The organism is Moorena bouillonii PNG, assembly GCF_001942495.1.
GTDB classification, from domain to species: domain Bacteria; phylum Cyanobacteriota; class Cyanobacteriia; order Cyanobacteriales; family Coleofasciculaceae; genus Moorena; species Moorena bouillonii.
Window position 1 is genome coordinate 5293884 of the sequence record NZ_MKZS01000001.1, and the last position, 25718, is coordinate 5319601.

The 25718-nt window shown below is 43.3% G+C and carries 22 protein-coding genes and 1 pseudogene; 12 read left to right on the top strand and 11 right to left on the bottom strand.

What is annotated here, in order from left to right; translation table 11 throughout:
- Positions 1 to 58: 58 nt before the first annotated feature.
- Positions 59 to 2497, bottom strand: coding sequence for a dynamin family protein (locus tag BJP37_RS21545; protein WP_075901842.1), 2439 nt, complete (start codon positions 2495 to 2497; stop codon positions 59 to 61).
- A gap of 385 nt (positions 2498 to 2882) precedes the next feature.
- The gene (locus tag BJP37_RS21550; protein ID WP_075901844.1) at positions 2883 to 3347 is read right to left on the bottom strand and encodes an ABA4-like family protein; all 465 of its coding nucleotides are present in this window, start codon (positions 3345 to 3347) and stop codon (positions 2883 to 2885) included.
- Between the two features lie 457 nt (positions 3348 to 3804).
- Between BJP37_RS21550 and BJP37_RS21555 the strand changes: the two genes are divergently transcribed.
- From BJP37_RS21555 to BJP37_RS21565, 4 genes and pseudogenes are all read left to right on the top strand, one after another.
- Positions 3805 to 5211: an aminopeptidase P family protein gene (locus tag BJP37_RS21555; protein WP_075901846.1), complete on the top strand. Its 1407-nt coding sequence runs from the start codon at positions 3805 to 3807 to the stop codon at positions 5209 to 5211.
- A gap of 515 nt (positions 5212 to 5726) precedes the next feature.
- Positions 5727 to 6610, top strand: a pseudogene (locus tag BJP37_RS21560) (Rpn family recombination-promoting nuclease/putative transposase).
- 99 nt (positions 6611 to 6709) lie between these two features.
- Positions 6710 to 6871, top strand: coding sequence for a hypothetical protein (locus tag BJP37_RS39740; RefSeq protein ID WP_158069705.1), 162 nt, complete (start codon positions 6710 to 6712; stop codon positions 6869 to 6871).
- Between the two features lie 55 nt (positions 6872 to 6926).
- Complete coding sequence (locus BJP37_RS21565; RefSeq protein WP_075901848.1) at positions 6927 to 7235, top strand: hypothetical protein; 309 nt, start codon at positions 6927 to 6929, stop codon at positions 7233 to 7235.
- A gap of 156 nt (positions 7236 to 7391) precedes the next feature.
- Here BJP37_RS21565 and BJP37_RS21570 read toward each other — a convergent pair whose 3' ends face one another.
- Complete coding sequence (locus BJP37_RS21570) at positions 7392 to 8615, bottom strand: DUF3095 domain-containing protein (protein ID WP_075901850.1); 1224 nt, start codon at positions 8613 to 8615, stop codon at positions 7392 to 7394.
- A gap of 170 nt (positions 8616 to 8785) precedes the next feature.
- On the opposite strand from BJP37_RS21570, the gene murJ reads away from it, so the two are divergent.
- Positions 8786 to 10408: a murein biosynthesis integral membrane protein MurJ gene (gene murJ, locus BJP37_RS21575; RefSeq protein WP_075901852.1), complete on the top strand. Its 1623-nt coding sequence runs from the start codon at positions 8786 to 8788 to the stop codon at positions 10406 to 10408.
- 131 nt (positions 10409 to 10539) lie between these two features.
- Here murJ and BJP37_RS21580 read toward each other — a convergent pair whose 3' ends face one another.
- The 3 genes from BJP37_RS21580 to BJP37_RS21590 form a co-directional block, all read right to left on the bottom strand.
- Positions 10540 to 11763, bottom strand: a complete 1224-nt coding sequence (locus BJP37_RS21580; RefSeq protein ID WP_075901854.1) for a glycosyltransferase family 4 protein — start codon at positions 11761 to 11763, stop codon at positions 10540 to 10542.
- A 102-nt stretch (positions 11764 to 11865) separates the two neighbouring features.
- The gene (locus BJP37_RS21585) at positions 11866 to 13353 is read right to left on the bottom strand and encodes a M16 family metallopeptidase (protein WP_075901856.1); all 1488 of its coding nucleotides are present in this window, start codon (positions 13351 to 13353) and stop codon (positions 11866 to 11868) included.
- A gap of 341 nt (positions 13354 to 13694) precedes the next feature.
- Positions 13695 to 15317, bottom strand: a complete 1623-nt coding sequence (locus tag BJP37_RS21590) for a M16 family metallopeptidase (RefSeq protein WP_143727730.1) — start codon at positions 15315 to 15317, stop codon at positions 13695 to 13697.
- Positions 15318 to 16274: 957 nt separating this feature from the next.
- Here BJP37_RS21590 and BJP37_RS21595 point away from each other — a divergent pair.
- On the top strand, positions 16275 to 16889 hold the full coding sequence (locus tag BJP37_RS21595; protein WP_070396818.1) for a TetR/AcrR family transcriptional regulator: 615 nt from the start codon (positions 16275 to 16277) through the stop codon (positions 16887 to 16889).
- Between the two features lie 105 nt (positions 16890 to 16994).
- On the opposite strand, the gene BJP37_RS21600 is transcribed toward BJP37_RS21595, so the two are convergent.
- Positions 16995 to 17456, bottom strand: coding sequence for a DUF4332 domain-containing protein (locus BJP37_RS21600; protein WP_075901858.1), 462 nt, complete (start codon positions 17454 to 17456; stop codon positions 16995 to 16997).
- Between the two features lie 155 nt (positions 17457 to 17611).
- On the opposite strand from BJP37_RS21600, the gene BJP37_RS39745 reads away from it, so the two are divergent.
- From BJP37_RS39745 to BJP37_RS21610, 3 genes are all read left to right on the top strand, one after another.
- A complete protein-coding gene (locus BJP37_RS39745) occupies positions 17612 to 17770 on the top strand; it encodes a hypothetical protein (protein ID WP_158069706.1) in 159 nt (52 codons plus the stop codon).
- Entirely contained in the window at positions 17770 to 18069 is a 300-nt protein-coding gene (locus BJP37_RS21605) for a hypothetical protein (protein ID WP_081431279.1), read from the top strand. Before BJP37_RS39745 ends, BJP37_RS21605 begins: the two co-directional genes overlap by 1 nt.
- Positions 18070 to 18134: 65 nt before the next feature.
- A complete protein-coding gene (locus BJP37_RS21610; RefSeq protein WP_075901860.1) occupies positions 18135 to 18377 on the top strand; it encodes a hypothetical protein in 243 nt (80 codons plus the stop codon).
- 94 nt (positions 18378 to 18471) lie between these two features.
- Here the strand turns inward: BJP37_RS21610 and glcD are convergent, their stop codons facing one another.
- Positions 18472 to 19935 carry a glycolate oxidase subunit GlcD gene (gene glcD / locus BJP37_RS21615; protein WP_075901862.1) on the bottom strand — a complete coding sequence of 488 codons (1464 nt, stop codon included), beginning with the start codon at positions 19933 to 19935 and terminating at the stop codon, positions 18472 to 18474.
- A 402-nt stretch (positions 19936 to 20337) separates the two neighbouring features.
- Between glcD and BJP37_RS21620 the strand changes: the two genes are divergently transcribed.
- The gene (locus BJP37_RS21620; RefSeq protein WP_081431280.1) at positions 20338 to 20997 is read left to right on the top strand and encodes a GNAT family N-acetyltransferase; all 660 of its coding nucleotides are present in this window, start codon (positions 20338 to 20340) and stop codon (positions 20995 to 20997) included.
- Between the two features lie 568 nt (positions 20998 to 21565).
- Positions 21566 to 22147: a hypothetical protein gene (locus BJP37_RS21625; protein WP_075901864.1), complete on the top strand. Its 582-nt coding sequence runs from the start codon at positions 21566 to 21568 to the stop codon at positions 22145 to 22147.
- Between the two features lie 624 nt (positions 22148 to 22771).
- On the opposite strand, the gene BJP37_RS39750 is transcribed toward BJP37_RS21625, so the two are convergent.
- On the bottom strand, positions 22772 to 22927 hold the full coding sequence (locus BJP37_RS39750) for a hypothetical protein (RefSeq protein WP_158069707.1): 156 nt from the start codon (positions 22925 to 22927) through the stop codon (positions 22772 to 22774).
- 587 nt (positions 22928 to 23514) lie between these two features.
- Between BJP37_RS39750 and BJP37_RS21630 the strand changes: the two genes are divergently transcribed.
- Positions 23515 to 24423 (top strand): H-type lectin domain-containing protein, encoded by a 909-nt coding sequence (locus tag BJP37_RS21630; protein WP_075901866.1) that lies wholly within the window; start codon positions 23515 to 23517, stop codon positions 24421 to 24423.
- 203 nt (positions 24424 to 24626) lie between these two features.
- Here the strand turns inward: BJP37_RS21630 and BJP37_RS21635 are convergent, their stop codons facing one another.
- Together BJP37_RS21635 and BJP37_RS21640 are read right to left on the bottom strand one after the other, a co-directional pair.
- The gene (locus BJP37_RS21635; RefSeq protein WP_070394201.1) at positions 24627 to 24965 is read right to left on the bottom strand and encodes a DUF2973 domain-containing protein; all 339 of its coding nucleotides are present in this window, start codon (positions 24963 to 24965) and stop codon (positions 24627 to 24629) included.
- Positions 24966 to 25112: 147 nt separating this feature from the next.
- A complete protein-coding gene (locus BJP37_RS21640; RefSeq protein ID WP_075901868.1) occupies positions 25113 to 25460 on the bottom strand; it encodes a DUF2605 domain-containing protein in 348 nt (115 codons plus the stop codon).
- Positions 25461 to 25718: the final 258 nt, after the last annotated feature.

Genomic DNA, 25718 nt, shown 5'->3' on the forward strand with positions numbered 1-25718 from the left:
TTAAGGAAAATTGGAATATTGATCAAGTTGCTCCACTAGCTTACAGAATAGAGGGAAACTACCTCAGCACTTTTCCAGCTTTCTTAATATTTTCCTTAAGTTGTTTAGCTTCCTGGTGTAGCGGATTCCATATCGATAAGTCTTTTTGTAAAGATAGTTGAGCTTGATCATAGGCTTTATCTAGCCGCTCTTGATAACGGTCTACAATTTCTTTTTGAGAAGACTCAACCTTTTTTATAAACTTATTGATTTGACAGATAAACCAATCCGCAACCTGACTATAAATTTCTATTTCTGCCTGATTTTTTTGCCATAGCCAGTCTTTATTGATGTCTTCTATTTTTGGTAACTGAGCATTATCACTAGAGCGTATTTCTTGTTTAATCTTCTTTACTTTTCTTTTAAAGAAAAATAAAGTTCGCTTGAGTTCCGTAACTTCAACGTCTTCTAGCCATGTGCCTTCTATAATTGCGAATCCAGCTTCAAACTTAAATTTTGGCTCAGGTATACTATCAATTATCTCAAGTTCTGATCTGGAAAAGCTAATGGCTAAATTGGGGGCAATATTCCCCATTCCTTCCTCAAGAAGAGACAGGTAATAATCCAATAAAGTCTTCAAGGCATCAACTACCCCTCTCATCTCTCGATCTAATATTTGTTTGACAGCTTCATTCATCAGACCCTTCAATGCACTAGTCAATTGATTTAGTTTATCATTAAGCTTCCTTAAATCTTTTTTCTCTTGCTCAGTACGTGCTTCGATCTTCTTCCCATTTTTAGTAGGATATTCTAAATCAATTAAATCTCTAATTACTCCTTCTAAAAGATTCAACTTGTCCGGATCAGCTTCTTGAAGCACTTTGCTATATAAACATATTTTTCCTGTATCCAAAGACTCAACCGTTGGCGTCAATATTTCCTTTACTACTGCTTGCTCTACTCCTCTTCTCCATCGATAGAGCGATATTAAACTGTTTGCGCGCTCTTGGTAGTCTCCTTGCCTGAGTTCTTCAATGATACTTTCGACAATTTGCTCCAACTCATTCCTAGGATCTGAAGTAGTATCTGAAGAGTTATTATCCTCGGAAAAACTTTGACCGCTCTCTTCCATGAAACCCTTTAGAGCATTTTCAATTTTTTCAAAAGGGTCTCTTAGTTCTTGAGCTTTTTGTGAAATAAACTGACTGATGTCTTGCCGAATTTGGGCGATATTATCAGATTCTTTTTGGTAGTCTTCTTCTGAGCTATTAATGAAAGCATAAGTGGTTTGTACAGCCCACTCTGCTACTGCATTACCTGCTTTAGCTTTAAAGCGGTCTACAATTTGTGGAATAACTAATTGTGGAAAATTTTCATCGATAGTCTGTTTAAGATATTTGTGAAATTCCTCTGCGTAAGAGGCTTCCCAAACCTTCTCGGCAACACGGTGGCGCTCATGGTGTTCCCATCGCTCTACTTTTCTGGGTAAATCTTCTATAATCTCTTTGGGAATTAAGAATTTAAAGAAATCGTCTATTTTCTCAGATGCTTGAGTACTTTGTTGCTGATTATAACTCTTCATTTGTATCGATAATAGAGCTGGCAATGCACTCATTTTGATGACTTGTAAAGCACTAATATCTTCTTGATACTCTTCCAGCTCCTTGGTTAACTTCTGTTTGATATCGTGAACAGTTTTTTTGAAAAACTCTCTTTCACTATCCGGCCAATTTTGGTCTTTACGAAACTCATCAATTCGATTCAGAACAAAGAGCATCCGGGCTGGTGAGCCTCCTAGTTCTTTGACCTGATCAACCACTTCTTGAAGTAAGTTACTAACTTTTTGTCTATCGGTTTCTGTACTATCATAAGTAACTATACATAATGCTTCTTTACATTTTCTAATCACAGAAGCATTCCCTTCATCACCCACATGAGCTAAACCGGGAAGATCCATGATTCGCACTTTGGTTTTTTCAGGCAAATCAAGCAGGTTAGGATCGGCTACAAGGCGGAAAGGGTAATATATCGTTGCTTGTGGACAAGCAACACTGGTTTGTCCATCTCGATTAGCTTGAAGATAGGACTTCATGACTTGGTCTAAACGGTCATAAATGTCTTGGTCTGTAAGATTTGGCCATTCTCCACATTCCCAAAGTGCGCCTGGGGTTTGATCAATTTTCAGAGATTTCGTTTCACTGTATTCTATAATCACAACTCCTGCACTCATTTCCTGTACGGCAACTGGAACAATTTCTGTGCCACACAAGAAGTTGACAAGAGTACTTTTACCACTGCTAGTTGTCCCGGTTGTCGCTAAGGTAAGAACAGGTTCACTAAGTTCTTTAACTAATTCACTTACCGCCACCTGGAATTGGCTGTTTAAATCTTCGAGTTCAGTGTAGTATTCTGGGGGGAGCTGCTCACGAATCTGCTCATGAAAACTACCCCATTCCTTGTAAACATTCCCGATTGATTCTTCAACAGCTTCAAACGTCTTTTTGATGTTGTTTCTCATTATGATCAAAGCCTTTAGTGTTGAGTTGGAACGATGGTAGAGCAACCTAGAGGTCGTATTTCTTTTTCCTTAAGCCTTTAGTCAACGTTTAAATACCTCTTTCTGTAAAGAATAGCTTAACTTAACACAAAACCGTCAAGGTTACTGGCAAATTGAAATATTTCTTAATCTAGGGAAGGAGAATGAAGAAATCACCAGTGGATTATTGCTGAAGATCGAGTATAGAGTTTATAAATGAGATGTAAATCTAGAATGTCATTTTTTATTGTTAAACAAAACTTTACCCAGCCGTAACCCCTCATGATAGAGGTTACGGCTGGGTTACTATTGCCTATTGCCTTTTTTTACAATACCTGTGTTTACAACTCAAATAAAAAAGCGCTGATTATGTCTGTGATGGACTCGTAGTTTCAGAGTCTAAGGGAGTATCTGAAGTGGATTTCTTGGTAACCCAAGCGGTAATAATATGAGAAAGTAGTCCGATTGGTCCGGCAAATAAGCACAGCACTAGGGAGTGAATAGTCCAAATACCAGCCTGTTGCCCTTGCCAATAAATCCAACGCCCTACAAACAAGTCCAAAACTAGGAAGTGTATCCAGCCAGTAGCAGCAACGGTTTCGTCACTAAAGAAGTGGGCAATATCGGCTAACTGAGGATTGGATAAGGCTTGGGCGGATTCTGGTGTAATGCTATTAATAAATAGGTAAATATACAAACCTGCTAGAGCGACGAAGGGAAGATAGGATTCCATTACTCGCCTGGTAATGCCCCAATTTGGCAATAAAATCATTAGGAGCCAAAAGGGCAAAACGAAGATATTCGCAATATTAAACAGTTGAGTGATAAGCATATTTCTGTGTTTAAGATTTCAACTATTTAATATAGCAATTATAAATTGGGTGAAGTTTTTCTGGGTTTTAGGGAATAGGGAGCAGGGAGTAGGGAGTAGGGAGTAGGGAGTAGGGAGCAGGGAAAAAATTTTGTGTACCTCATAGGTATGATAACTGCTATCAGTGTTAGCCAGAGCATTGGAGATTAATGCCATCCCATAGCGTCGGCTTTGCCGAATCGCATTAATCTGTGGTGTTAATCTGTGGTGTTAATCTGTTCTGGTTCATTTTCCACAGTTGGATGTTGGTTAGACCAAGAACATTGTCATTGCTCGTCCGAAACCCAATCACTGGGGAGAGTTTAATCTCAGGTTGCTCCTGGGGATAATTTTAAACAAATTCCACAAGACCTGTGGAATTTACGGTATAACTATTCAACGGTGAAGGTTAAACACTTAATAAATTATTATAAATCCGATGATTAACAACCATGACGGCTCTCTAGCCACTACACTAAAGCAACGGCGTCAAAAACTGGCTCAGCTGGTGGATTTTCCAGTAATTCTCTGGTCTGGACATCCTAGTCCTCGGAATTTCCGAGCCAATTCGTTCCCGTTTCGGGCTAGCAGTCACTTCTTGTATTTTGCTGGTTTACCCCTAACTAATGCGGTCATTTGCCTCAATGATGGCAAACTGGATTTATTCATGGATAAGCCAGCCCCTGGTAGTGCGTTGTGGCACGGAGAAACGCCTTCACCTGAGGAAATTGCTGAGATGATTGGGGCTAATCGGGTTTTTCCCTTTTCAGAATTGCGTTCGCATAGCGTCGGCTTTGCCGAATCGCATTCTCAGGGAGCAGCAACCATTGCTGTTCAAAATCCCACTACTTACAGCCAACAAGGGGAAGTATTAGGTCGTCCTGTGGGAGCCGCTGATGCTCCAGAAGGGATTGACTTGGATTTAGCGAAAGCAATAATATCCCTACGGTTATACCATGACGAAGGGGCATTATCGGAGTTGCGCCAAGCCGCTGAAGTTTCGATAGCTGCTCATAAAGCGGGAATGGCAGCTACTCCCAAGGCTAAACGGGAAGCGGACGTGCGGGGAGCGATGGAATCGGTAATTATTGCCCATAATATGACCCGTGCTTACACAAGTATTGTTACGGTTCATGGGGAAGTGCTGCACAATGGTGAGTATCATCATTCCCTGCAACCGGGAGAGTTACTGCTGGCGGATGTAGGAGCAGAAACGGCTATGGGTTGGGCGGCGGATATTACCCGCACTTGGCCGGTGACTGGTAAATTTTCCCCTACTCAGCGGGATATATATAATGTGGTCAAAGAAGCCCATGATTTCTGTATCAAGAATCTTTACCCTGGGGTGGAATATCGAGAGATTCATATGACAGCAGCAGGGGTGATGGCTGAGGGATTGATAGATTTGGGGATTCTGCGAGGAGACATCTCGGATTTAGTAGCAATGGATGCCCATGCTTTGTTCTTTCCCCATGGTGTTGGTCATTTGCTGGGATTAGATGTCCATGATATGGAAGATTTAGGGGATTTGGCAGGCTATGCACCAGGACGGGAAAGAAGCGATCGCTTTGGCTTGGGCTTCCTGCGACTAGACCGACTGTTGGAACCAGGAATGTTGGTGACAATTGAACCAGGATTTTATCAAGTTCCAGGGATTTTGAATGACCCGGAGCGACGGTCAACCTACAAAGATGTGGTGGATTGGGATAGATTGGCAAAATTTGATGATGTGCGGGGGATTCGGATTGAAGATGATGTGTTGATTACCGAGACAGGAGCAGAGGTTTTGACCGCTGGCTTACCAACTAATCTAGAGGCAGTTGAGGATTTGGTTACGGGAGAATAAGTTTTCGGGTGTGGGTGAACGGGTTAATGGTGCTCTTACAGCGGTTTGCAATTCAGTTAGGTACAAAGTTCTGGGTTTTTAGGGAGCAGGGAGCAGGGAGCAGGGAGTAGGGAAGAGGAACCCACCCCTAACCCCTCCCAGGAGGGGAAGTCAGAAGTGGGAAAACAATCCTGTGTACCTGAGGTGCGACCCGTGGCGAATTTAATTCTTAATACAGAAAGCGCACCTGATAGTTATGCAAACCGCCGTAAGTTGACAGAAATAATTTTGAGAAGACCTAATCTCATCAGGTCTTCTCTAGATTTTAAGTGCGTTTATTGCTTTTATGAGGTAGGCTTCTCAACCTCAAAGTCCCCCTTGATAAGGGGGACCAACGGGGGATCGAATTGCTATATCAAAATCAAAAGTGCTCGTATATCATAACTTGAATCAATAAACAAGATCCGGGTGCGATCACTTTTTTAGCTCAGATTCACTACAGTATCTGAAATAGTCTTAAATTTAAACAATTTGCCTTGGCGTACGACAATATTTGTAAATACTTAGCCGAAGAATACCCATCGGAGTTTTTTCATTGGCTATTGGGTGAAGAACCTCGGGATATTCAGGTACTTAAAAGCGATGCAGCGCGGTCTTGGGGGTTTCCCCCACTCGCGCTTTGCATCAAGACACGGAATTAAGTGCTGAACCAATTCAAGCTGATGCTCTGAGTTTACTCCAAAGTACTAACCAAATTCTGCACCTAGAATTTCAAACCTTACCCCCATCCGAGCCACCATTACCATTTCGGATGTTGGACTATTGGGTCAGATTACAACGAAAGTACCGATGTCCGATTGAGCAGGTGGTTATTTTTCTAAAGTCTACGACCTCACAGATGGTATTCAATAACGAATTTAGGGATATTAATACCTGGCATCGTTATAGAATTATTCGTCTGTGGGAGCAAGACCCTCAACCACTGTTGGCCAATCGGGCTTTGTTACCCTTGGCAACTTTAGCTAGGAGTAATCGGCCTAATCTATTGTTAGAGCAAGTGGTTGCTGAAGTCGATAGAATTGAAGAACAAGGTCAACTCCGAACCCTAGCGGCCTGTGTGGATGTACTGGCTGGTTTGCGGTTTGACAAAGATTTAGTCCGTCGATTGTTGAGGGAGGAAGTTATGGAAGAATCAGTTACCTATCAAGATATTATCCAAAAGGGACGCCAGCGCGGCAAGCAGGAGGAAGCGGTATTAATTGTGATGCGTTTGCTAACCCTGAGGTTAGGTTTACTTGACCCTGTGCTCCAACAGCAGATTGAGGGATTATCGATTACTCGATTGGAGGAATTGAGTGAAGCGTTGTTGAATTTTGAGACAGCAACGGATTTAGCGGTTTGGTTGGATCAGGAGCAGTAGTGCGTTAACAAATGATGAATTTAGGAAGCTAACTATCAATCATGCCATCTAAAACTCCTTGGGGACACCTTACATACTTACTTAGAGCAACTGGAAAAATTGGCATTGACGTGGAAAGAAAAGTCTCTGACTCAAGAACAAGTGCTTGCCAACTATTCCCAAATCCCTGCTGCTTATAATAATTATAAGCAGCAGGGATTATACAAAGATAATCTCGAAACAGCTTATAAGCAATTTACCGCTTTGCCAGCTTTGGAATAGCCCACCCCGCAACGCACCACCCAAACAGCAAAATCGCTATGAGAAACGCTATATCATGCCTAATCAAGAAGAAGACCCATTAAAAAGCAAGCTAGAGAAAAACTTACAAGAGTCCCAATGGCTACAGAAATTTAAACAACTGAGTCAAGGACTAAGCCAAATTAAGACAGAAATTCCTCTAACTCAACTCTGTAAGCTAGAGTGGGTTACTGCTACTGACAGCTTAGTCATTCACTGTCCAAATCCAGAAGTAAGGCATGGATTATGTAAGCTTTCATCCCAGATTGCCCAAATCACTATTGGCGCAAAATGCTTTATTCTTAGACATCCCGACTATCAAGACATTACTATTAAGCCAGTGTAATTATTCGCTATAGCAAAGGGAACAGGGAACAGGGAACAGGGAACAGGGAACAGGGAGTAGGGAGTAGGGAGTAGGGAGTAGGGAACTAGCGCAGCGCTATAGCTATTGCCTTATGCTAGTCTGATTTATCTGATTTATCCTAACTTGTATTGATGGCTAGTCATCTGGATTAACGGGTGTTCTAAAAGCGGATTTGCTATCAGTAGCATTCTCCTTAAGTCTATCCTTCATATCCTTGGCAGCTACCGCGTAGCCTCCGTCTGCACCATCCACAAAATGTACTTGGCGTCCATGGCGCTCAAATACCAGACAGGTCATCAGTGCTCGGTCTGAAATATGGAGACCATACACTAACTTACCTTGTTTATAATTATTTTCCAAATAGTCTGTTAATTGTTTTCGTTGTGCTTCATTGCCAGCAATCACCATGCGTAACAGATCATCAAACTTTCTGTAATCCGTTGCTGCGATCGCATTTCGTTTATAGGCTCCCCAGTCTCCATCTGGAAATTTCACCTTCAACGTCATCAACAACCAGCCCAAAAGATTTTCAAACCAGATTTTCGAAAAATAGAGCATCCTATGGCTTAGCTTACTCGACTGGGCGCACAGCCGAGTTTCAGCACTTAAGTTATGATAACTAAACCCTAGATTTAAATACTTTTCATCAACGGGATTTAAAAGCTCTTCACTTCCATATATAGTGTCAATTTTTTCAATAATTTTTCGATAAGTTAAATTAGCTAAATCAGCTTGATTAGACGTTGCTTTCACAATCAAGCTGATCGTTTCACCATATTTACTTGGAATGTCTTGCCAGCGACACTCTAAATTAGACAAATCAGCTTTAGCATTATCAGTAGGGTTTTGGTAAAGGTAGAGGTTACTCGTATTTGGATGTTTAATCAATTCAGTAGCATAACTCAAACCATCTCCAGTAAATATAGCCTGATAATAATTTTCAGATACCTTGAGCTTAGCTAATTTAACATCATAATCATTTACTCTGACATCAGACATAGGTACTGCACCCACCCGCAATTCCATCCCAAATTCTTCCTTGGCTAGCTTACTAGTGGCTAACAAGGCTTCCCGAGTAGGGGCAAACAGAGAAGGAGGAATCAACAGAGTTGCTCCATCTCCCCCAAATACAAAAGGAATGTCCAAATTACCTGCTATATTTAAAACAGCGACAATGGAGCAGGCTCCTAATAGATTAACCTCTTTGTAGCATCCTGATTCGATAGCTTGAGTCGAACCAATAATATCGCTAATCACAATATACCAATCCCTGGGAACCGATTGAAAATTCTGGGAGTCAGTAATATCGATGAAGTTTTCTAAAAGAGGTAAATTAGCATAAAAAAAGTCTGTAGTCATGGTTTAATCTAAAGGAATAACAAACCTTTTTACTAGGGTGATAACACCCTGAAAGGCACTTAGATAAAACCAAGCTAGCTGCTACACCCTACCAACCGTCAACTGTCAAGGGTCAACAACAAGGGTTCCCTTAAAATAAGCACGTTAACTATTGATTCGATTAAGGATTTGTGTCTGAAAACCAGAAAACTACTCGTTCCCTAGCTGGCATTGCCGGGATTGTCGCAGTAGCCACCATTATTAGTAAAGTATTTGGCTTAGTCCGCCAACAAGCCATGGCAGCAGCCTTTGGAGTTGGTCCGGTTATCAACGCCTACAGCTATGCTTACGTGATCCCTGGGTTTTTATTAATCCTCCTCGGTGGCATTAACGGACCGTTTCATAGCGCCTTAGTTAGTGTTCTCTCTAAACGCGATAAATCAGAAGCCCCACGGCTGGTGGAAACAGTAACTACCTTAGTTGCTTGCATCCTGTTACTGGTAACCATTGGTCTAGTGCTATTTGCTCCAGTCTTCATTGATGTTCTAGCACCAGGGTTTCAGGATACCCCAGAAGGGTTACAAGTAAGAGCGATCGCAATCCGGCAATTACAGATTATGGCACCCATGGCAGTGCTAGCCGGATTAATTGGCATTGGCTTTGGTACCCTCAATGCTAGCGATCAATACTGGCTACCCGCCGTCAGTCCCTTATTTTCCAGCATCACCGTCATTGTTGGCTTAGGAATATTAGCCCTACAGTTGGGTAAACAAATTAGTAGTCCCGAATTTGCCATGATCGGTGGGATTGTCTTAGCTGGGGGTACCCTTGCTGGAGCAACTCTTCAATGGGTAGTGCAGCAAATCGCTCAGTGGCGCAGTGGTCTAGGTAAAATACGCCTACGATTTAACTGGGGTATCCCTGGAGTCAAAGACGTGATGCAGGTCATGGCTCCAGCAACCTTTTCCTCTGGGATGCTACATATTAATGTCTACACCGACTTATTCTTTGCCTCTTTTCTGCCCCAAGCCGATGCCGCTGCTGCTAGCTTAAACTATGCCAATCTTTTAGTGAATACCCCTCTAGGCATTATTTCTAATGTCATTCTAGTTCCCCTACTGCCAGTATTTTCCCGACTAGCTGCTCCTGAAAATTGGCCAGAACTCAAGCAACGGATTCGCCAGGGAATTCTGCTCACTGCCTTGACAATGTTACCTTTAAGTGCATTGATGGTGACCTTAGCCATGCCCATCGTGCAGGTAGTGTATCAGCGTCAAGCCTTTGATGCTAATGCCTCTCGGTTAGTCGCATCAGTGCTCATGGCTTATGGGATGGGCATGTTTGTCTACTTGGGACGGGATGTGCTAGTGCGGGTATTTTATGGTTTAGGAGATGGACAGACACCCTTTCGTCTGAGTGTGATTAATATTATTCTCAATGCTGTACTAGATTATTTTCTAATCGATGCCTTTGGTACACCCGGTATTGTATTTGCCACCATTGGTGTGAATGCCTTTTCCATGGTAGTGCTGTTATGGCTATTAAACCGCAGGCTAAATGGCTTACCTTGGCAAGAGTGGATCTTGCCAATTCTAGGTTTAGCTGTCAGTAGTGTAATAGCTGGTGCCGTAAGTTGGGGAGTCAGTTGGGGGTGTGAGCAAGTATTAGAAACTAGTATTATTTGGGTGCAGTTGCTGCAATTGAGTTTAGCTGGATTGGTAGGCTTAGGCGTGTTTGGTTTGTTAGCAACTCAGTTGAAGTTACCAGAAGTCGATATGTTTGTAGCTCGTGTGCGGCAGAAGCTGGGTCGTTGAGAGTCTTCAACCTTCTAACCTTAAACCTTCTAACCTTAAACCTTCTAACCTTAAACCTTCTAACCTTAAACCTTCTAACCTTCAACCTTCTAAACTTAAACCTTAAACCTTCAACCTTAAACCTTCAACCTTCAACCTTCAACCTTCAACCCACTTTCTCGTATCCACTGCAAATGCTGGGATAATAACTGATTTAAATCATAACCCTGTTGAATGGTTTCCCTGGCCTTAGCGCGAATACCAGCCATCTGTTCTGGATGGTCGAGAGCTTCCTCAACCCGATCGGCGATTTCCTCTGGCGAGAAAAAGTCTACTAACAAACCATTAATCCCATCTTCAATCACCTCTGTCACTGGGGGAGTATCAGACGCTACTACCAAACAACCTGTAGAAAGGGATTCTAGCATCGACCAAGACAGAACAAAAGGACGGGTGAGATAAACATGAACAGAGGAAGCTTGAAGGACTTGTAAGTATTCTGAGTAAGGAAGTAAACCAGTAAAGTGGACTCTGTCTAGGTCAAGGGGTACTTTTTCTAACATCAAGTCTTTGTAAGTTTTACCATCAGGTAGGGTTTTACCATAAGCCACCCGATTTTCCCCGACAATCACAGCATGACACTTAGGACGTCGCTGCTGAAGGATACCGATTGCTTCGATCAATTGGGGAAAACCTCGATAAGGTTCCATTCCTCGTGCCACATAGGTGACTAGTTCTTCCACCTCAGACAAGTCTAAGTTGATCCGTTTTAGTACTAACTTTGCCCCTGGGTTGGGTTTAAAGAACTCGGTATCCACCCCATCATGACGCACGGTAATTCTGTTGTGGAAGTCGGCTGGAAATTGCTGGCGCTGCCAGTAAGTGGGAGATAATCCGCGATCGCAACTGGCTAGGTCTAACAGAATCGGGGCATTTTTCATCCGAATCCGGGCTTCATCGTCAGCGTTTAGGGGCTCGGATGGATCAAAATCAGCATCTGTGCCATGGGCATGATAAAACCACTCGAAGTAGCACAGTAATCTGGCTTGGGGGAAAGCGTCTTTGATAAATAACGTTGGTCCCCAACCCGAATGACCATAGACCACATCAGGAACAAATCCCTTAGCCTTGAGCTGATTGGCTAAGCGATATACGCCTTGACCCTGAAGTACGGCATTTTCTAAGGGTCTAACATAGTGGTGAGTTTCTGGACGTGCTTCCCTAGAGGGATTGTAAAGAGCTTTGAGCACTCCAGGGAGTTGCCCTTCCTTGCGCCTGGTACCAAACACAACCTGGTTGCGGTTATCTTTAGCTAAAGCAGTTGCTATGTGGCGAAACTGGGCAGGGAAATTGGGATGTAGGAATAGAATACGCATTGAGAATAGCAAAGGGCAAATTGTATGTGGCAAATGGTGAATCGATTTTTTCGGATTTTTTCTTAATTAACCATTAACCATTAACAATTTGCCATTGATTAACTAACTGTTTTTTGGTTTTGGAATCGTAATATCTAAGACGGTGATGTCCTGGGAAAGGCTAGTCAGGGCTGGTTCGATTTGGGAAGCATTGCCCACAACTACGGTAACAATCTGATCAGGTTTGAGATACTTTTCCGCCACCCGCTGTACATCCTCAATCGTAGTAGCTGTGACTGCCTTTTGATAACGGAAGATGAAATCCTCTGGGTAGCCATAGTATTCATAGCGCATCAGCCGAGATAGGGTTTGCTCTGGCTTCTGGAAGTTGAACACAAAGGAGTTGAGAACACTTTCTTTTGCCTTAGCCAATTCTTCTGAGCTAATCGGACTAGTGCGAAGTTTCTGGATTTCATCTAGAACGGATTTAATAAAGGGTACCGTGGTTTCAGAGCGAGTTTGTCCCCCAGCAATAAACAAACCTGGATAGTCATAGCGAACACTCCAAACCCCGTAGACCGAGTAAGCTAGACCTTGACGCGATCGCACTTCGTTAAATAGTCTGCCCCCAAATCCATTCATCACCTCATTTAACACAGAAAGGGCGGCGTAGTCAGGGCTATTGAGTTTGCCCCCGATATGTCCCATTTGAATATTACTTTGGGTCAGTTGAGGTTGATCCACAAAAAATATACCCCCTAACTGAGCCTGGGATGCGTCTGGCACCTTTGGCTGTGCTGGCGCAGAGGCAGATTTCCAACTCCCAAATTTCTCCTCAATTAGCGATCGCATTTTTTCGGAATCAAAATCCCCCACAATACCCAGTATCATATTTTCTGGATACACATACTTCTGTGAGAAAGTGATTAAATCATTACGAGAGATATTGTCTAGATGCTCATACTCTATCGTGCGGGCATAGGGGCTAGTGTCACCGTAGATCAGTTTCCTAAATTCACGAGAAGCAATATCACCGGGATCATCATTGCGGCGGGCAATTTGTCCCGCTAGTTGCTGTTTAGCTAGGGCCAGCTTAGCTCGTGCAAAGGCGGGCTTTTGAATAACTTCAGCAAACAAATCAAAGACCAAGTCCAAATCTTCGCTCAAAGCACTAAAACTCGCACTGCCAGAACTAGTATCAATACTAGTTTCCACCGAAGCTGCCTTTTCTTCTAAAAGCACATTTAACTCATTGCCTGAGTGTTCAGTGGTACCCCCAGTACGCATCACTTCTCCAGCCATAGTCGCTAAGCCAATTTTGTCAGCAGGCTCAAGGCGATCCCCCGTGCGAATCATTGCTGTACCACTCACCAAAGGCAATTCATGGTCTTCCATCAAATAGACCACCATCCCATTATCTAACTGATACCGAGTGTAGTCCGGTAGCTGAATTGCTGGTAACGGGTCAAAGTCTAATTCATCGTAATGGCGTGGGGTATCAGCTATTGCTGGTAGACGAGAAACAAGCACTACCACTAGCATTGTCACCACTAGTAGCCCGATCCATTTCAGGTATTTGGGATTTTGGCTTTTCGATTTTAGATTGGTCATTGGTCATTCGTGATGGGTAATTGGATCAGTAGTTGTTGGTTACCAGGTTTAAGGTTAGGAGGTTGAAGGTTAGGAGGTTGAAGGTTGAAGGTTAGGAGGTTGAAGGTTGAAGATTAGGAGGTTGAAGGTTGAAAGTTAACCAGTTGTTCGCGTAGCGTGGCCAATAGGCCAAGGTTAAGCGGTTGCCGGTTGCCGATTATACACTTTACCCTTCAACCAAACCACCTACCCTACATCAGATCCCTGGGCATGAACAACCAAACAACATTCAACCTTCAACCTTCTAACCTTCAACCTTCTAACCTTCAACCTTCAACTGAGAGCAACCTTGAACCGTTGAGTTACTGACTTGGTAAAATCCGTCCAATCGTGCGATTTTCTGGTCGAAAGGTTGCCTGAGCCACCCGCTGAATGTCTTCTGCACTCACTTTCTCTATATCTTCTATTTCCTTAAACAAGTTACGCCAATCACCGGTTTGGACCTCATAGGTTGCCAAATTTCTGGCCATACCCATATTGGAATCAAGCGATCGCAATAGGCTAGCCCTTGCCTGAGTTTTTACCCGTTCCAATTCTTGGGGTGAAACTAGTTCAGTTTTGAGCTTTTCAATGTCTTCTTCCAATGCACTTGCCACCTCTTCTACCGTGTGTCCCGGTGCAGTTAGGGCATAGAACAACATTAAATTAGGATATTTATCACCAGGAAAGCCACTAAAACCTGCCGCCGATAGGGCTACTTGTTTCCCTTCTACCAGAGACTTATATAGGCGAGAGGTTCGACCATCACTGAGCAAATTGCCCATAATTTCATAAACCACATGGTCAGGATGGGTAATCCCTGGTCGATGGTATCCTTCCAAATACCAGGGTTGCGAGGGTAATTTCAAGGTAACTTCCTTGGTTTCGGCCTGTGGTGGTTCTACCGTAGTGACTTGAGGGATTTCGCTTTGATGGTTGTAGCGTCCAAAGTAGACTTTAGCTAGGCGTTTCACCTGCTTTGGGTCCACATCTCCGGCAATAGCTACAGTTAAGTTATTCGGACTATAGTAAGTGTCAAAAAACTCCTGGACATCTTGGCGAGTGAGATTGCGAATGTCTTTGTTGTAGCCAATCACCGGACGCCGATAAGGGTGCTTGGTATAGGCAGTATCCAAGAACGCCTCAATCATTTGACCGATCGGAGAGTTATCAGTGCGCAGACGACGCTCTTCGAGGATTACCTCTTGTTCCTTATAAAATTCTCGAAATACTGGCTCAAGGAAACGTTCCGACTCTAGGGACATCCACAGCTCTAATTTGTTCGATGGCAAGCTGTAGAAGTACACCGTATAATCCGTAGACGTTGCCGCATTCAAGCCCACGCCTCCTGATTGCTCAATAATTTGACCCAACTCATTCTGCTGGACATACTTAGCCGCCTCAGCTTCGACTTCGGCAAACTCTTCCTGTAACTTAGCCACCTCTGCCTCATTCCCAGTGGCTTGATACTCTTTAATTTGTTTCTTCAATTCGTCCAACTTGTCCAGCAGACTTTTTTCTGCCTCATAGTTGGTAGTACCAATCCGGGTGGTACCTTTAAACGCTAAATGTTCTAAGAAGTGAGCCACACCGGTTTTGCCATCCGGTTCATCCACACCACCTACATCGGCATAGGTAAGAAGAGAAACTACTGGTGCTTCGTGGTTTTCCAGGACAATGAACTTCATGCCATTATCCAGGGTAAACTCAGTTACCCGTTGGATCACCCGGTCTAGATAGGGTTGGATTGAGGTTGAGGGTGATGCTGGGGTTTCAGTACGGGCTAATGCAATAGTCGAGAATGTTCCCCAGATTAGGATTGCTGCCCCCAGATAAGATAAAATCGATAGGGACTTGATAGATCCTGTCTTGAATAAGCACCGAAGTGGTCTTAAGTGATCAGCAACACGCTGGAGAAACACGACCAATCCATTCTGTTTAGTCATACAAGGGTGGCAGTAACGAACTTACAGAACTCTCCCACAACGCCCACCGCTTTCTAGGGTGGGATGTAGTGGTACCGCCTAGAGGCGGCGTGAGGTTAACAACTAATAAGCTAGCGTCTCTTCATCAAGTGTTTGACACTCCCCGCCGAAGTAAGAACGGGGATTCTTAGTTCTACGACACGCCTTAAAATTAGCTATCCTGAAAGGCAATATTCAAGCCAAATACCCGTTCAATCAGCAACCAAGCATCAAGCCTAACTTAACTAATCCCAGTGGGCTTATCTCCCTAAGCGCTAGGTACTAGGAGTGTCTAATATAACTGTTTCTCCCTTCCCTCGTTCCCGTGTGCCGGAGACGAAACCTTAGAAGAGTGGAGCCTTTATGGTTAGTCGGCTATGAGTAAAAGGGTTAAAACTTTTTGATTAAGGCTCCACTCTTCTTACGGTAACTTCTAACCCCACGGTACGTTATATATTTTGAATTTGCTACTTTACTGGTTTTCGGTATCCGTTAAGACCCATGCGTTTTAGCGGTGCGACCCGTGGCGAATTTAATTAGCCGAACGCGCCCCGCGTCTCCTACGGAGAACGGAAAGCGCACCGGCGAGGTTTTTCGCGCCTCGTGTACTAGCATCGCTTTACGTCGTTATTGAATCAGGTAGTACCGACGAATCCTACCTGTGCGCTTTCTACACAATTATTGTATTATAAACCTTTGCCTTGACAAATTCCGGAAAAATCGCCCGTTTATGGGCACCTCAAGTAGCGTGGCCAAACGCGCCCCGCGTGGCCTTTTGGCCAAGGCCAGCTTGAAACCCAAATTTTTGGTCACAATCAAGGCATGATTACCATCACCTACTACTAGAAGCTCAAGCCAACTCTGTCTCAAATTTGACAATTATGGGGTGAAGTGTTGGACAATTTGGATAATAGCGCTACAAGTTTCATTTTGACACCCATGGGAATAATAAATCAGCCAACTCAGTCAGAGACAGAGACCAGGCAACGTATCCTGACAGCAGCACGACGTTTGTTTGCCAGTCGAGGTTATAACGGGACAACCACCAGGGAGTTAGCCAGTACTGCTGGGGTCGCTGAAGGTACCCTATTTCGTCATTTTGAAAACAAAAAGGCCATCCTGATTGAAGTCGCCACCCAGGGTTGGGTAGACATTCTCACCGATTTGCTCACAGAACTCAGTGAAATGGGCAGCTATAAAGCAGTAGCACAGATGATGCGGCGGCGAATGATGCGTATGGGTGAGAATGCGGATCTGATGCGAGTATGCTTTATGGAAGCCCAATTCCACCCAGAATTGCGCGATCGCATTCAGTCAGAAGTGATTATTAAAATGACCGATGTGGCTGAAGCCTTTTTTGAAACCGCCATTGAGCGAGGCATTTATCGCCCTATGAACCCCAAGATTTTGGCTCAGGTGTTCTTAGGCATGTTTGCCGTTGCTGGTTTCAGTCACAATACCATCCTCGATTCAGATGCCTCCCCCAAAGAGATTCAAGAAATGGCAGAAGGCATTGCTGATATTTTCCTCAATGGAGTGTTGGTTAAGGAATAAAGCAGGAGTGCCTAAATATGCCAAATAACAATTAACAATCAACAAATCACCAATGATGATAGAGTACCTAAATGAATTGTGATAATTTTCGTTCCCTGTTCCCTTTTACCTATTCCCTGTTCCCTTTGCTATAGCTAAATCTCGTGCTTGTTTAGTCCATCGTGCCACCTGATCAACACCAGGACAAAGGTCTCGGCGCTTCATGGTTGCTACCTGTAGGCGTAAAATATTTTGGTGCAAGCGGTGAGGGGGAGTCTGAGCTAGTTGGGTTAAAGAGCATATTCCTGCATGTAACACTAGTCCACAATATTGGCAGCCAATGCTAGGGATACGAGCTAAATCGGCTAGGGCGACCCATTTATTGACGTACTGAGTCTTAACCTTTAACTGGTTAGCTAGCGCTTGTTTAGCTTGGCCTGTGCTTGCCTTGTCGAGCAACTGCCTAGTGGTGGTAATGCCCAATTCTTTTAGTTTTGATTGATCTTGAATACTTAATCCGGGCAACTGCTCAATTGACCAGTCACTGACTTGGGTAGTTCTCGGATGAATTTTGGATTTAGTAGACATCTAGACTACCGGGAAATGATGCTTCTACATTAATCTAGCCTACACCGAACCGCAACAGGGCATCATACCTGATAGCAGTTCTCTATTGGGTGAGATACCTCCGCCTTGGGGTTGGGAGTAGGGCAAGGGGAGATAGAGTGTGGGGAGATGGGGAAATGGGGAGATGGGGAGTCAGATCAGCAACTGGGGCGGAAACCACGCTCAAACTTCAACAAACCACCATACATCAGTATCCGGATCTCGGTTCCGTGGAAATGAATACTGGCTTAGTGTCAAAACCGGCCAGATCACATTTGTGCTTCCAAGAAATCTAATGCAACATATATGGACTTCTGTGGATAAGCTTGGTAAAGCTTTACTAGGGGATATGTGGAGAAGTGTATACCTGAGCCTTCAGGATGCGATCGCTCTGCTTGTAATCCTCTACATTCCTAGTTTAATCGGGCAGTTAATTCTCTCCAACAGCTTCTTAGATTTTAGTGTTTGTATGGAGAGTGCCATTGGTGTCCAATTTTATGCCAGCTTAATCATCGGTGCCGCTAATTTTTTGCTCTGGATCCTGATTGCTGGTCGCATAATTGGTCGTTTATGGGCACATTTCAATAATTTCTAATCTCATTCAACTTTTAATTATAACAGTTTTCAATCGGTTGAGGTATTTTCCTTCTTGGTTTTAGAATGAAGTTAAGCCGTAACAAAATTACTTTGGAGCAGGAAGCCAAAGCTGGATTGAATTCCCTACTCCAGCAAACAGCTCAAGTGGGTAGTTTTTTTTTCGTATTGCTGTTACTTAGTCTTGGTAATCCCTCAGAATTAGTTGTCAGTTTGAGTTTTTTGTGGGGAATTGGTTTTGTGGCTTGGCAAGAAAAGCAGCGACTGACTGGGAACGGCAAAAGGCAAAAGGTAATAGGGAAAAGGTAATAGGGAAAGGAAATTTCTTTCCCTAATCTCAACCTAACTCAAAGCTCTTGAATCCTGGATAACGAAGGCTCATGTCTAACTCACAAAACTTGGTTTAAAAACGCTCGATAGACTCAAATTCCTTGGTTTTTCTGGCATTTGCTGCCTCTCCACAAGTTCGGGGTGTCGGAAATACCTTACCTGGATTGGCTAAACCCTTGGGATTGAATACCTGATTAACCCATTTCATCGTTTCCAAGTCCGTATACGTGAACATATCTGGCATAAAACAGTTCTTATCCGCACCAATCCCATGTTCCCCAGATATACTCCCCCCTGCTTTCACACAGAGTTTGAGGATTTCGCCACCAACATTTTCTACCTCTTCTAATGCCCCAGGCACCTTTTCATCGTACAAGATTAGGGGGTGTAGATTTCCATCACCGGCGTGGAATACGTTGGCTATTGTGTACCCAGATTTCTCGCTTAATGCCTCAATCTCCCTCAAAACCCCGGCTAACTCCGTGCGAGGAATCACCCCATCTTGGACGAAATAATTGGGGCTGATCTTCCCTGCGGCAGCAAAAGCTGCTTTGCGACCTTTCCATAATTTCAGGCGGGTTTCTTCGTCACTAGCCGTGGTGATATTTCTTGCCCCATTCTGTTTACACAGTTGGGCAACCCGCTGTTTATTAGTGTCCACTTCTACCTTTAAGCCATCCAGTTCTACCAGCAATATTGCTCCAGCATCCCTCGGATAACAACCTGTTGCCACTATGTCCTCTACCGCATTGATGCTGAGATTATCCATCATTTCCATACCCGCAGGAATGATTCCAGCACCAATAATGTCAGTAACCGCAGTACCAGCAGTTTCAATGCTAGTAAAGTCTGCTAGGAGGACACAAATTGATTCTGGTCTCTTGAGGATGCGCAGGGTAATTTCTGTAGCGATCCCCAAGGTGCCTTCGGAACCAACAAATAAGCCAGTTAGGTCGTAACCTGGCATTTCTTGAACTGATCCCCCTACATCCACGATTGAACCATCAGGAAGAACCAATTTTAACCCCATGACGTGATTAGTGGTCACCCCATATTTTAGGCTATGGACACCACCAGAGTTTTCAGCCACATTGCCACCAATGGAACAAATAATTTGACTGGAGGGATCAGGGGCATAATAGAAACCCGCACCACTTACCGCTTGGGTCACCCAGTTGTTGATTAAGCCCGGTTGTACTACGATTCTTTGATTTTCCAGGTCAATGTCCAGGATCCCCTTCATTAGGGCAGTGACAATCAACACACCATCTTCTATAGGTAGAGCACCACCGGATAATCCTGTTCCAGCACCCCGTGCCACCCAAGGGATAGAATAGCGATCGCATATCTTAAGCACCTCTGAGACTTGTTCGGTAGTGCGTGGTAGCACTACTACCGCTGGTCGTTGGCGATAGCTGGCCAGACCATCACATTCATAGGTCAGCAATTCTTCACGACGTTGAACCACACCATTTTTGCCTACTATCGCAACAAATTTCTTAATGATTGGGGTCCAGTCAGTCTTATGATTCCTCATATTTCAATAGCGATAGAATAATGTGAACTACCTGACGTTGAAGACTTTCTAGTTTAAGGTGTGTGAACTACCTGACGTTGAAGACTTTCTAGTTTAAGGTGGTCGGGAATCACGCTTTGCTAATCCCGTCAGCGGATTTTACTCAAACTGGTCAAAAAGGTATTAATTATGAAGTATAACGTTTAATGTCTCCTATTTACCTTAATATTTACCTGGCCTGAAATTGGGTAATTAGTTTCGAGCTCAATTGCTCATACCTCCTTGCTGAGTTCTTAGCCATATACCAACTGGTTCCTTGAACCTACGGGAAGCTAGGGGGGGGGAACTTAGAACCCCTTCGGCGTATAGTCTACATACTTTAGTTAGAGTTTACCATTCCCAAATAATTTTAATTTTGTAGTTGTGGATTCCTGCTTTTCTTTCTTAACCCTTCATAAATCTGTCCCTACTGGTCAAGATACCTTGGCTGGTGGTATATCTCAAGTCACTATACGTGCTGCTCAATCTGAGGATATTAGCACCTTAGCAGATATTCTTGCAGATAGCTTTCACCCTCAAAAAGGGCTGATCAGCTGGGTTCACCCTCTATTAAGACTGGGTATTTACGAAGATTTGCGCCACAGACTGCGATCTAGTTTACCCCATTACCTGTGTTTAGTCGCCGTCACTACCGTTCCCGATTCTGCTGCTACCAGTCAGCTGCTAGCTGGGACTGTAGAGCTAACACTCCGTTCTCGCTATTGTTGGCCAAAGCCTAACTGCCAACATCTTTACATCTCCAATCTGGCTGTCAGAAAGTCTTGTCGGCGGCAAGGAGTCGGGGAAAATTTGCTATTGGCTTGTGAGCAAACTGCCCTAGAATGGGGCTTTCAAGACCTCTACTTGCATGTTTTGGAAAACAATTATCAGGCCAGGCAACTTTATCTCAAGAGGGGATATGAACTGCATCGGGTAGAACCAAGCTATACCGGAGGATTGCTTAGGCTTCCCAAACGCCTGCTCTTACACAAGCAGATTAATCCTGCTGGTCTTAGTTTACAGGGTCAGAGTCTGTCTCAGTAGGCTGAATTTCGTCATAATGGAGTTATCAAGCTGACGAATAACAGATATATTTTACATTTGGTGATTTATCACATTGACAAAAAAAACCAAATATGTTTTAATTACTTATTTATTTTTGCTCAGACTATCTGTAGCAGAGTATCGTTTTTGATAACAGATCAAAAAGGGGGTTATTGATAAAGCTTTCAAGAAAATTAGTGTTTGAAGACCTCGCTGGTGGAGAAATTTAGTTGATTTGTGCTACGGTCTACTTGTAAATCCCATCAGATCTACCGTACTAAACCACAAAAGTGCTTTATACCGATAAATTGTAGCTATTGATACCAATAATCTATAATCTAGTATCTAGCAATACAAAGTTTTGGTGTCTTGAAGCCATTTAGAGGTGTTTTTTGATAACTATAAACTTAGGTTAAACCCAAGTTTATAGTTGGAAATGGTAGTTAAACAAGACTTGACTCTCCGTTTTGTGTATTTTCAAAAACTTACAGTTATTTAAGGAAAGTGGATCGGGGCTTTTAGCTTGGGTGCTTACCTGCTCGCTCGATATTACGCCATATAGTTTGAGATGGAGAGTAAATACCAACACTATTACCAGATAGCTTTTTACCCAAAGGAGGTGGTTGCTCACAACCAGGGTCTCGCCAATCCTCAACCCCTAAGTGGCATGAACCAGGAAAGCCTGAACCCCTGCAAGAACAAGATGAGAGACTCACAGCCATCAGAAATTCTCTCGCAATTTCGGGATAAACAATTGTTAATTGTTAATAGTAGGCGTCGCAATGGCCTAATCATATATAAACACTACCATGCAGAATTTGCAGGACCAGGTTCGGCTGTAGGAGGAATATTTGATCTTGATTGTCAGGGAGTAGTGCCAGTGGGCAATCTATCATTGATTTCTCCAGAATCAGCTGAGGAGCGACGGCGTGCTTATTTGATTCGGCGGCAATGGATTCGACTGACTAAACAAATTACAGAATATCCAAGTCCTATACAACGAACCCAACAAATTCTTGAACAGTTTGAGGGATTTGGTTTTGATGCCAACACTATTGCCCAACTGCCAGATGAAGCCTTTGCTCTGCTGGTAGGGGTTTTGCCCTATACAATCAGGAAGGTACGTAATGCCCCTGACCATGAGCATTAAGTCTGGAATCCTTTCGCTGATGCTGATCGTCTCAATTGATTAGACAATTTAGGCTCTTCCGTACTTGTTATGCTAAATCAACACTTTGGCAAAGGGAGCCTCGGAGCAGGGAGCCTCGGAGCAGGGGGAAGAGGCAGTATTCAGAAAATTTTATTAGTTAAATAGCCTCATAACCCTTACACAGTAAGCTTTATGAGGCTATTTAACTGGAAATTTAGCATAGCAGGTACTGAAGAACCAAAATTTATTAGAAAACCATTAACTGAAAACTCCGCATCTTTAGAGCCCAGATGAAAGTGACTAGCGACTAAAGTCGCCTAAAAAAAACTTTTAGCAAAAACTTGACGCTTATCTAGCGCCAGAGTATACTAAAAGTATAGGGTACAGGTTGAAAAACCGAGGCGCAACCGGGAGAGAAGTCCGCCACTGCTTGACCTTAAAACAGTAATGCCCAGAGGGTAGGGAAAATCCTCTTTAAAAACCCAATCGTTAATTAACAGTTAACGTGTGAACCCAGAAAAATCACACTTTGAGAATAAAACGGTACGGTGGGGCACACCGAAACCAGGCGAAAAGGAAGAGAAACGGACTCTATAAGGCACTTCCAACTAAGTAACCAAACGCCTAGGGAGAATCGCCCTCTGGGTCTGTCGTAAATTGACTAAAAACTTGGTCTTGACGGGTTTTTTGGTTAAGTACTGTCCTGTTTTTGGCGGCGTCAAAGATAGGAATACGGCGGTTTAAGGCGGCTCGTTGATCTAGGAATCCCCGCGTATGCAAGGCCGGGGAGTGTCAATTAACAGAGTTCAATGATTAGAGCAACTACCGCTATAGTAGGTAATGGGTAATGGGTAATGGGTAATGAGTAATATCAAGTCTGGTTGAATACCCATAATTAATGGAGAGTGTGGGAAGTGTGGCGAGATGGATAGATGGGGAGATGGGGAGATGGGGAGATGGGGGAGATTTTTATTAAGCGATGCAGCGCGGTCTTGGGGGTTTCCCCCATGAGCGACTGCATCAAGACAGGGTTATTATCCTGACATGATATAAGAGATAATTTTGCCAAACCCCTACCTATCACCATTTACTGTTCACCATGGATTATCCTGGCTGCGATCAGATCAGCCTCTGTAGTTGGCGAATCAAGCAATTTCAGCTATAACAGCCCATAGCGATGCAGCGCCTTCATGCGGGGGTTTCCCCCACTCGCGCTTTGCATCAAGACAGGGTATTTGGCGGGCTTGTCGAAATAGCGATGCAGCGCCTTCATGCGGGGGTTTCCCCCACTCGCGCTTTGCATGGCTGACAATGGAGAGACTTGATTACTATCTATGGAATTGTCGGTATTTAGCTAGTTGGTTACTATGAATGATTTTGACATACTTAAAAAAACTATCGATCGCCTAAGAAGCGAACGAGATGATCTCAAGAAAGAACTAGATACCTACCGAAGTTATCTGGATAAGCGCTCTACAGATATCAGAGCTTTAATTTATACAGAATTACAACTATTTTCACCCAAAATAGCTGAGGAACTAAGGAAGGAATTCAGAACACAATTTCACCTAGTGATTGGCTTGTTGCTTTTCACTACCCTATTGACCACAGTCAGTGGTTTTGTAGTTATGTCTAGTCTTGTTGATAGTTCGGTAAAAGGACATATCAAAGATCAACAAAAACAACTTGATAAACTCAACAAACGTATAAATAACTCTCTATTTGATAACCGAGTTGATCTGCAAGTTCTTCAGCAACAAACTCAAACTATCAAAACCCAAACTCAAGACTATCAAAAACAAGCTAACTATCTAAATAGTAAAGTGCAAAGCTTAGATATCAACGCTTCTACTATAGAGAAAAAACTTAATGCTCTTATAGAATCAGACCCAGTCGCCTTGGGAGATATAGTTGAACGGATCAATAACTTAACTCAAGATAGTAATCAGTTGATTACTATCTCTAGAAGTATCGAAGAAGTGGCTAGTTCACAGATTAAACTGGAGAGTGGAGAAATTTCTGTTAGGGAAGGGAATTTATCAAAAGGTGATGGCAGACGAAGAATATCAGGTGAGCAAAAGTTTAATACGAACTTTTCTTCCGATCCTGTGGTTTATATTGCTTTAAACGATATCGATAGTGATAATGATGAAAATCTCCGATTAAAAGTTGATGTAACTCATGTCAATCGAGAGGGGTTTCATTATGTATTGGAAACCTGGGGAGACACGCGGGTTTACAGCGCTAATGCAAGTTGGTTTGCCTATGGCAAATAAATCAGATCGATTTCAGTTGAATACTTATAATTGAATGCTGTCTGTCAAGGAAAATCGATTCAGCGCTGCATCGCTATACCCTATACCCTATTCCCTATTCCCGGCTTGCAGCGCTATAGTTTGTCGAGCAACGAATTCGGTCAGGGGAAATAGTTTTGCTTATCCCCTTTCCCTTTGTCTAGCCTTAACCTGAAATCAATAGACTATTGGTTTTCTTCTGTCTTCCCCTTGCTGTTACCGGGAGAAGAATTGTATATAGCGTCTAACTGTTGGCGAGCGTCTTCAACGGTCATTGACCGCATCACTAACAGGGGTTCATTAATAGGGTTGCCACTATCATCAAGCAGTTCCGGGTGCGGTACTGACTTAGCAGGAGATGGATTGGCATTCACTTGATTCCGTCCCCATTGGGTGGGTGATTTTCCCGATGCTGAGAAAGAACGCTGGGAATCAAAACTCAAACTTAATAGGTTGCGAATTAAATTTCCAATTGCTAAAAATGCTAGAACAGTAAAGGCAACTAGATAAATTAGGTGTAACATCGTATTGTCCTCCCGACCGAATAGTTGGTCTTTAACTCCTTGTCTTGCTCAGGGATAAAAAACGGCTTTTTATAGGTGCTTAGTTAACTTTAACAAACGGTAGTCCACTATATCCTCAATCATTTCCTTAATCTAGGTGCGCCAAGATTAGTCATTCCCTGAGGCCGCTGACTCGGAGGCACCGGATGCCAATGATCGCCACCGGATTGCCACTCCCCAACATTCTCTCACTAATTGGTGCCATGGCATCATGGTAGAAAGTTCAACTCCTACTTGACCATCGGTAGCATTAAAAAGCATTTTAGCTGTATTTACCTCCTGCTGGGCTTGCTTTACCCGCTTTAGTAGGTCAGATTGTTCCTCTGTGCTCAAAAAGGTGATATCTTCAGTTTCTAACAACGAAAGCGATCGCTCAAACCAGTAGTCAAAATCTACTAGTAGCGGTTCCAATATGGTTTTGAGTAACTCCGGTGTTGATGGCTGGGGTTGATCCATGATATTAAAACTGTTTATTTTTTCATAGTCTACCTTAATTATATTTACATTTTTTTACAATTTATCACATAACCCTTAACACTTGTGGGAGACTACTACTGCCTCAATATTGAATTGAGGGGTAAGATCAAGTGCGGTTTAATACCCATCATCAAGACGATTGATGGTCAGATGGGGCAGATTGTGATCAAGGGGAATTATCTGGAGATGATCTAAAATGGACCTTGGCCAATTAGGCACCCTTGTACTATGCATCTG

Bases quoted from the DNA above. Each gene is read 5' to 3' on its own strand.
- BJP37_RS21570 (WP_075901850.1), bottom strand. From the start codon at position 8,615: ATGACTACAGACTTTTTTTATGCTAATTTACCTCTTTTAGAAAACTTC.
- BJP37_RS21625 (WP_075901864.1), top strand. From the start codon at position 21,566: ATGGAGAGTAAATACCAACACTATTACCAGATAGCTTTTTACCCAAAG.
- BJP37_RS21585 (WP_075901856.1), bottom strand. From the start codon at position 13,353: ATGACCAATCTAAAATCGAAAAGCCAAAATCCCAAATACCTGAAATGG.
- BJP37_RS21545 (WP_075901842.1), bottom strand. From the start codon at position 2,497: ATGAGAAACAACATCAAAAAGACGTTTGAAGCTGTTGAAGAATCAATC.
- BJP37_RS21610 (WP_075901860.1), top strand. From the start codon at position 18,135: ATGAAGTTAAGCCGTAACAAAATTACTTTGGAGCAGGAAGCCAAAGCT.
- BJP37_RS21565 (WP_075901848.1), top strand. From the start codon at position 6,927: ATGCCTAATCAAGAAGAAGACCCATTAAAAAGCAAGCTAGAGAAAAAC.
- BJP37_RS21580 (WP_075901854.1), bottom strand. From the start codon at position 11,763: ATGCGTATTCTATTCCTACATCCCAATTTCCCTGCCCAGTTTCGCCAC.
- BJP37_RS39745 (WP_158069706.1), top strand. From the start codon at position 17,612: ATGGGGAGATGGGGAGTCAGATCAGCAACTGGGGCGGAAACCACGCTC.
- BJP37_RS21640 (WP_075901868.1), bottom strand. From the start codon at position 25,460: ATGGATCAACCCCAGCCATCAACACCGGAGTTACTCAAAACCATATTG.
- BJP37_RS21595 (WP_070396818.1), top strand. From the start codon at position 16,275: ATGGGAATAATAAATCAGCCAACTCAGTCAGAGACAGAGACCAGGCAA.
- BJP37_RS21590 (WP_143727730.1), bottom strand. From the start codon at position 15,317: ATGACTAAACAGAATGGATTGGTCGTGTTTCTCCAGCGTGTTGCTGAT.
- BJP37_RS21600 (WP_075901858.1), bottom strand. From the start codon at position 17,456: ATGTCTACTAAATCCAAAATTCATCCGAGAACTACCCAAGTCAGTGAC.
- BJP37_RS21630 (WP_075901866.1), top strand. From the start codon at position 23,515: ATGAATGATTTTGACATACTTAAAAAAACTATCGATCGCCTAAGAAGC.
- BJP37_RS21635 (WP_070394201.1), bottom strand. From the start codon at position 24,965: ATGTTACACCTAATTTATCTAGTTGCCTTTACTGTTCTAGCATTTTTA.
- BJP37_RS21550 (WP_075901844.1), bottom strand. From the start codon at position 3,347: ATGCTTATCACTCAACTGTTTAATATTGCGAATATCTTCGTTTTGCCC.
- BJP37_RS21555 (WP_075901846.1), top strand. From the start codon at position 3,805: ATGATTAACAACCATGACGGCTCTCTAGCCACTACACTAAAGCAACGG.
- glcD (WP_075901862.1), bottom strand. From the start codon at position 19,935: ATGAGGAATCATAAGACTGACTGGACCCCAATCATTAAGAAATTTGTT.
- BJP37_RS21605 (WP_081431279.1), top strand. From the start codon at position 17,770: ATGCAACATATATGGACTTCTGTGGATAAGCTTGGTAAAGCTTTACTA.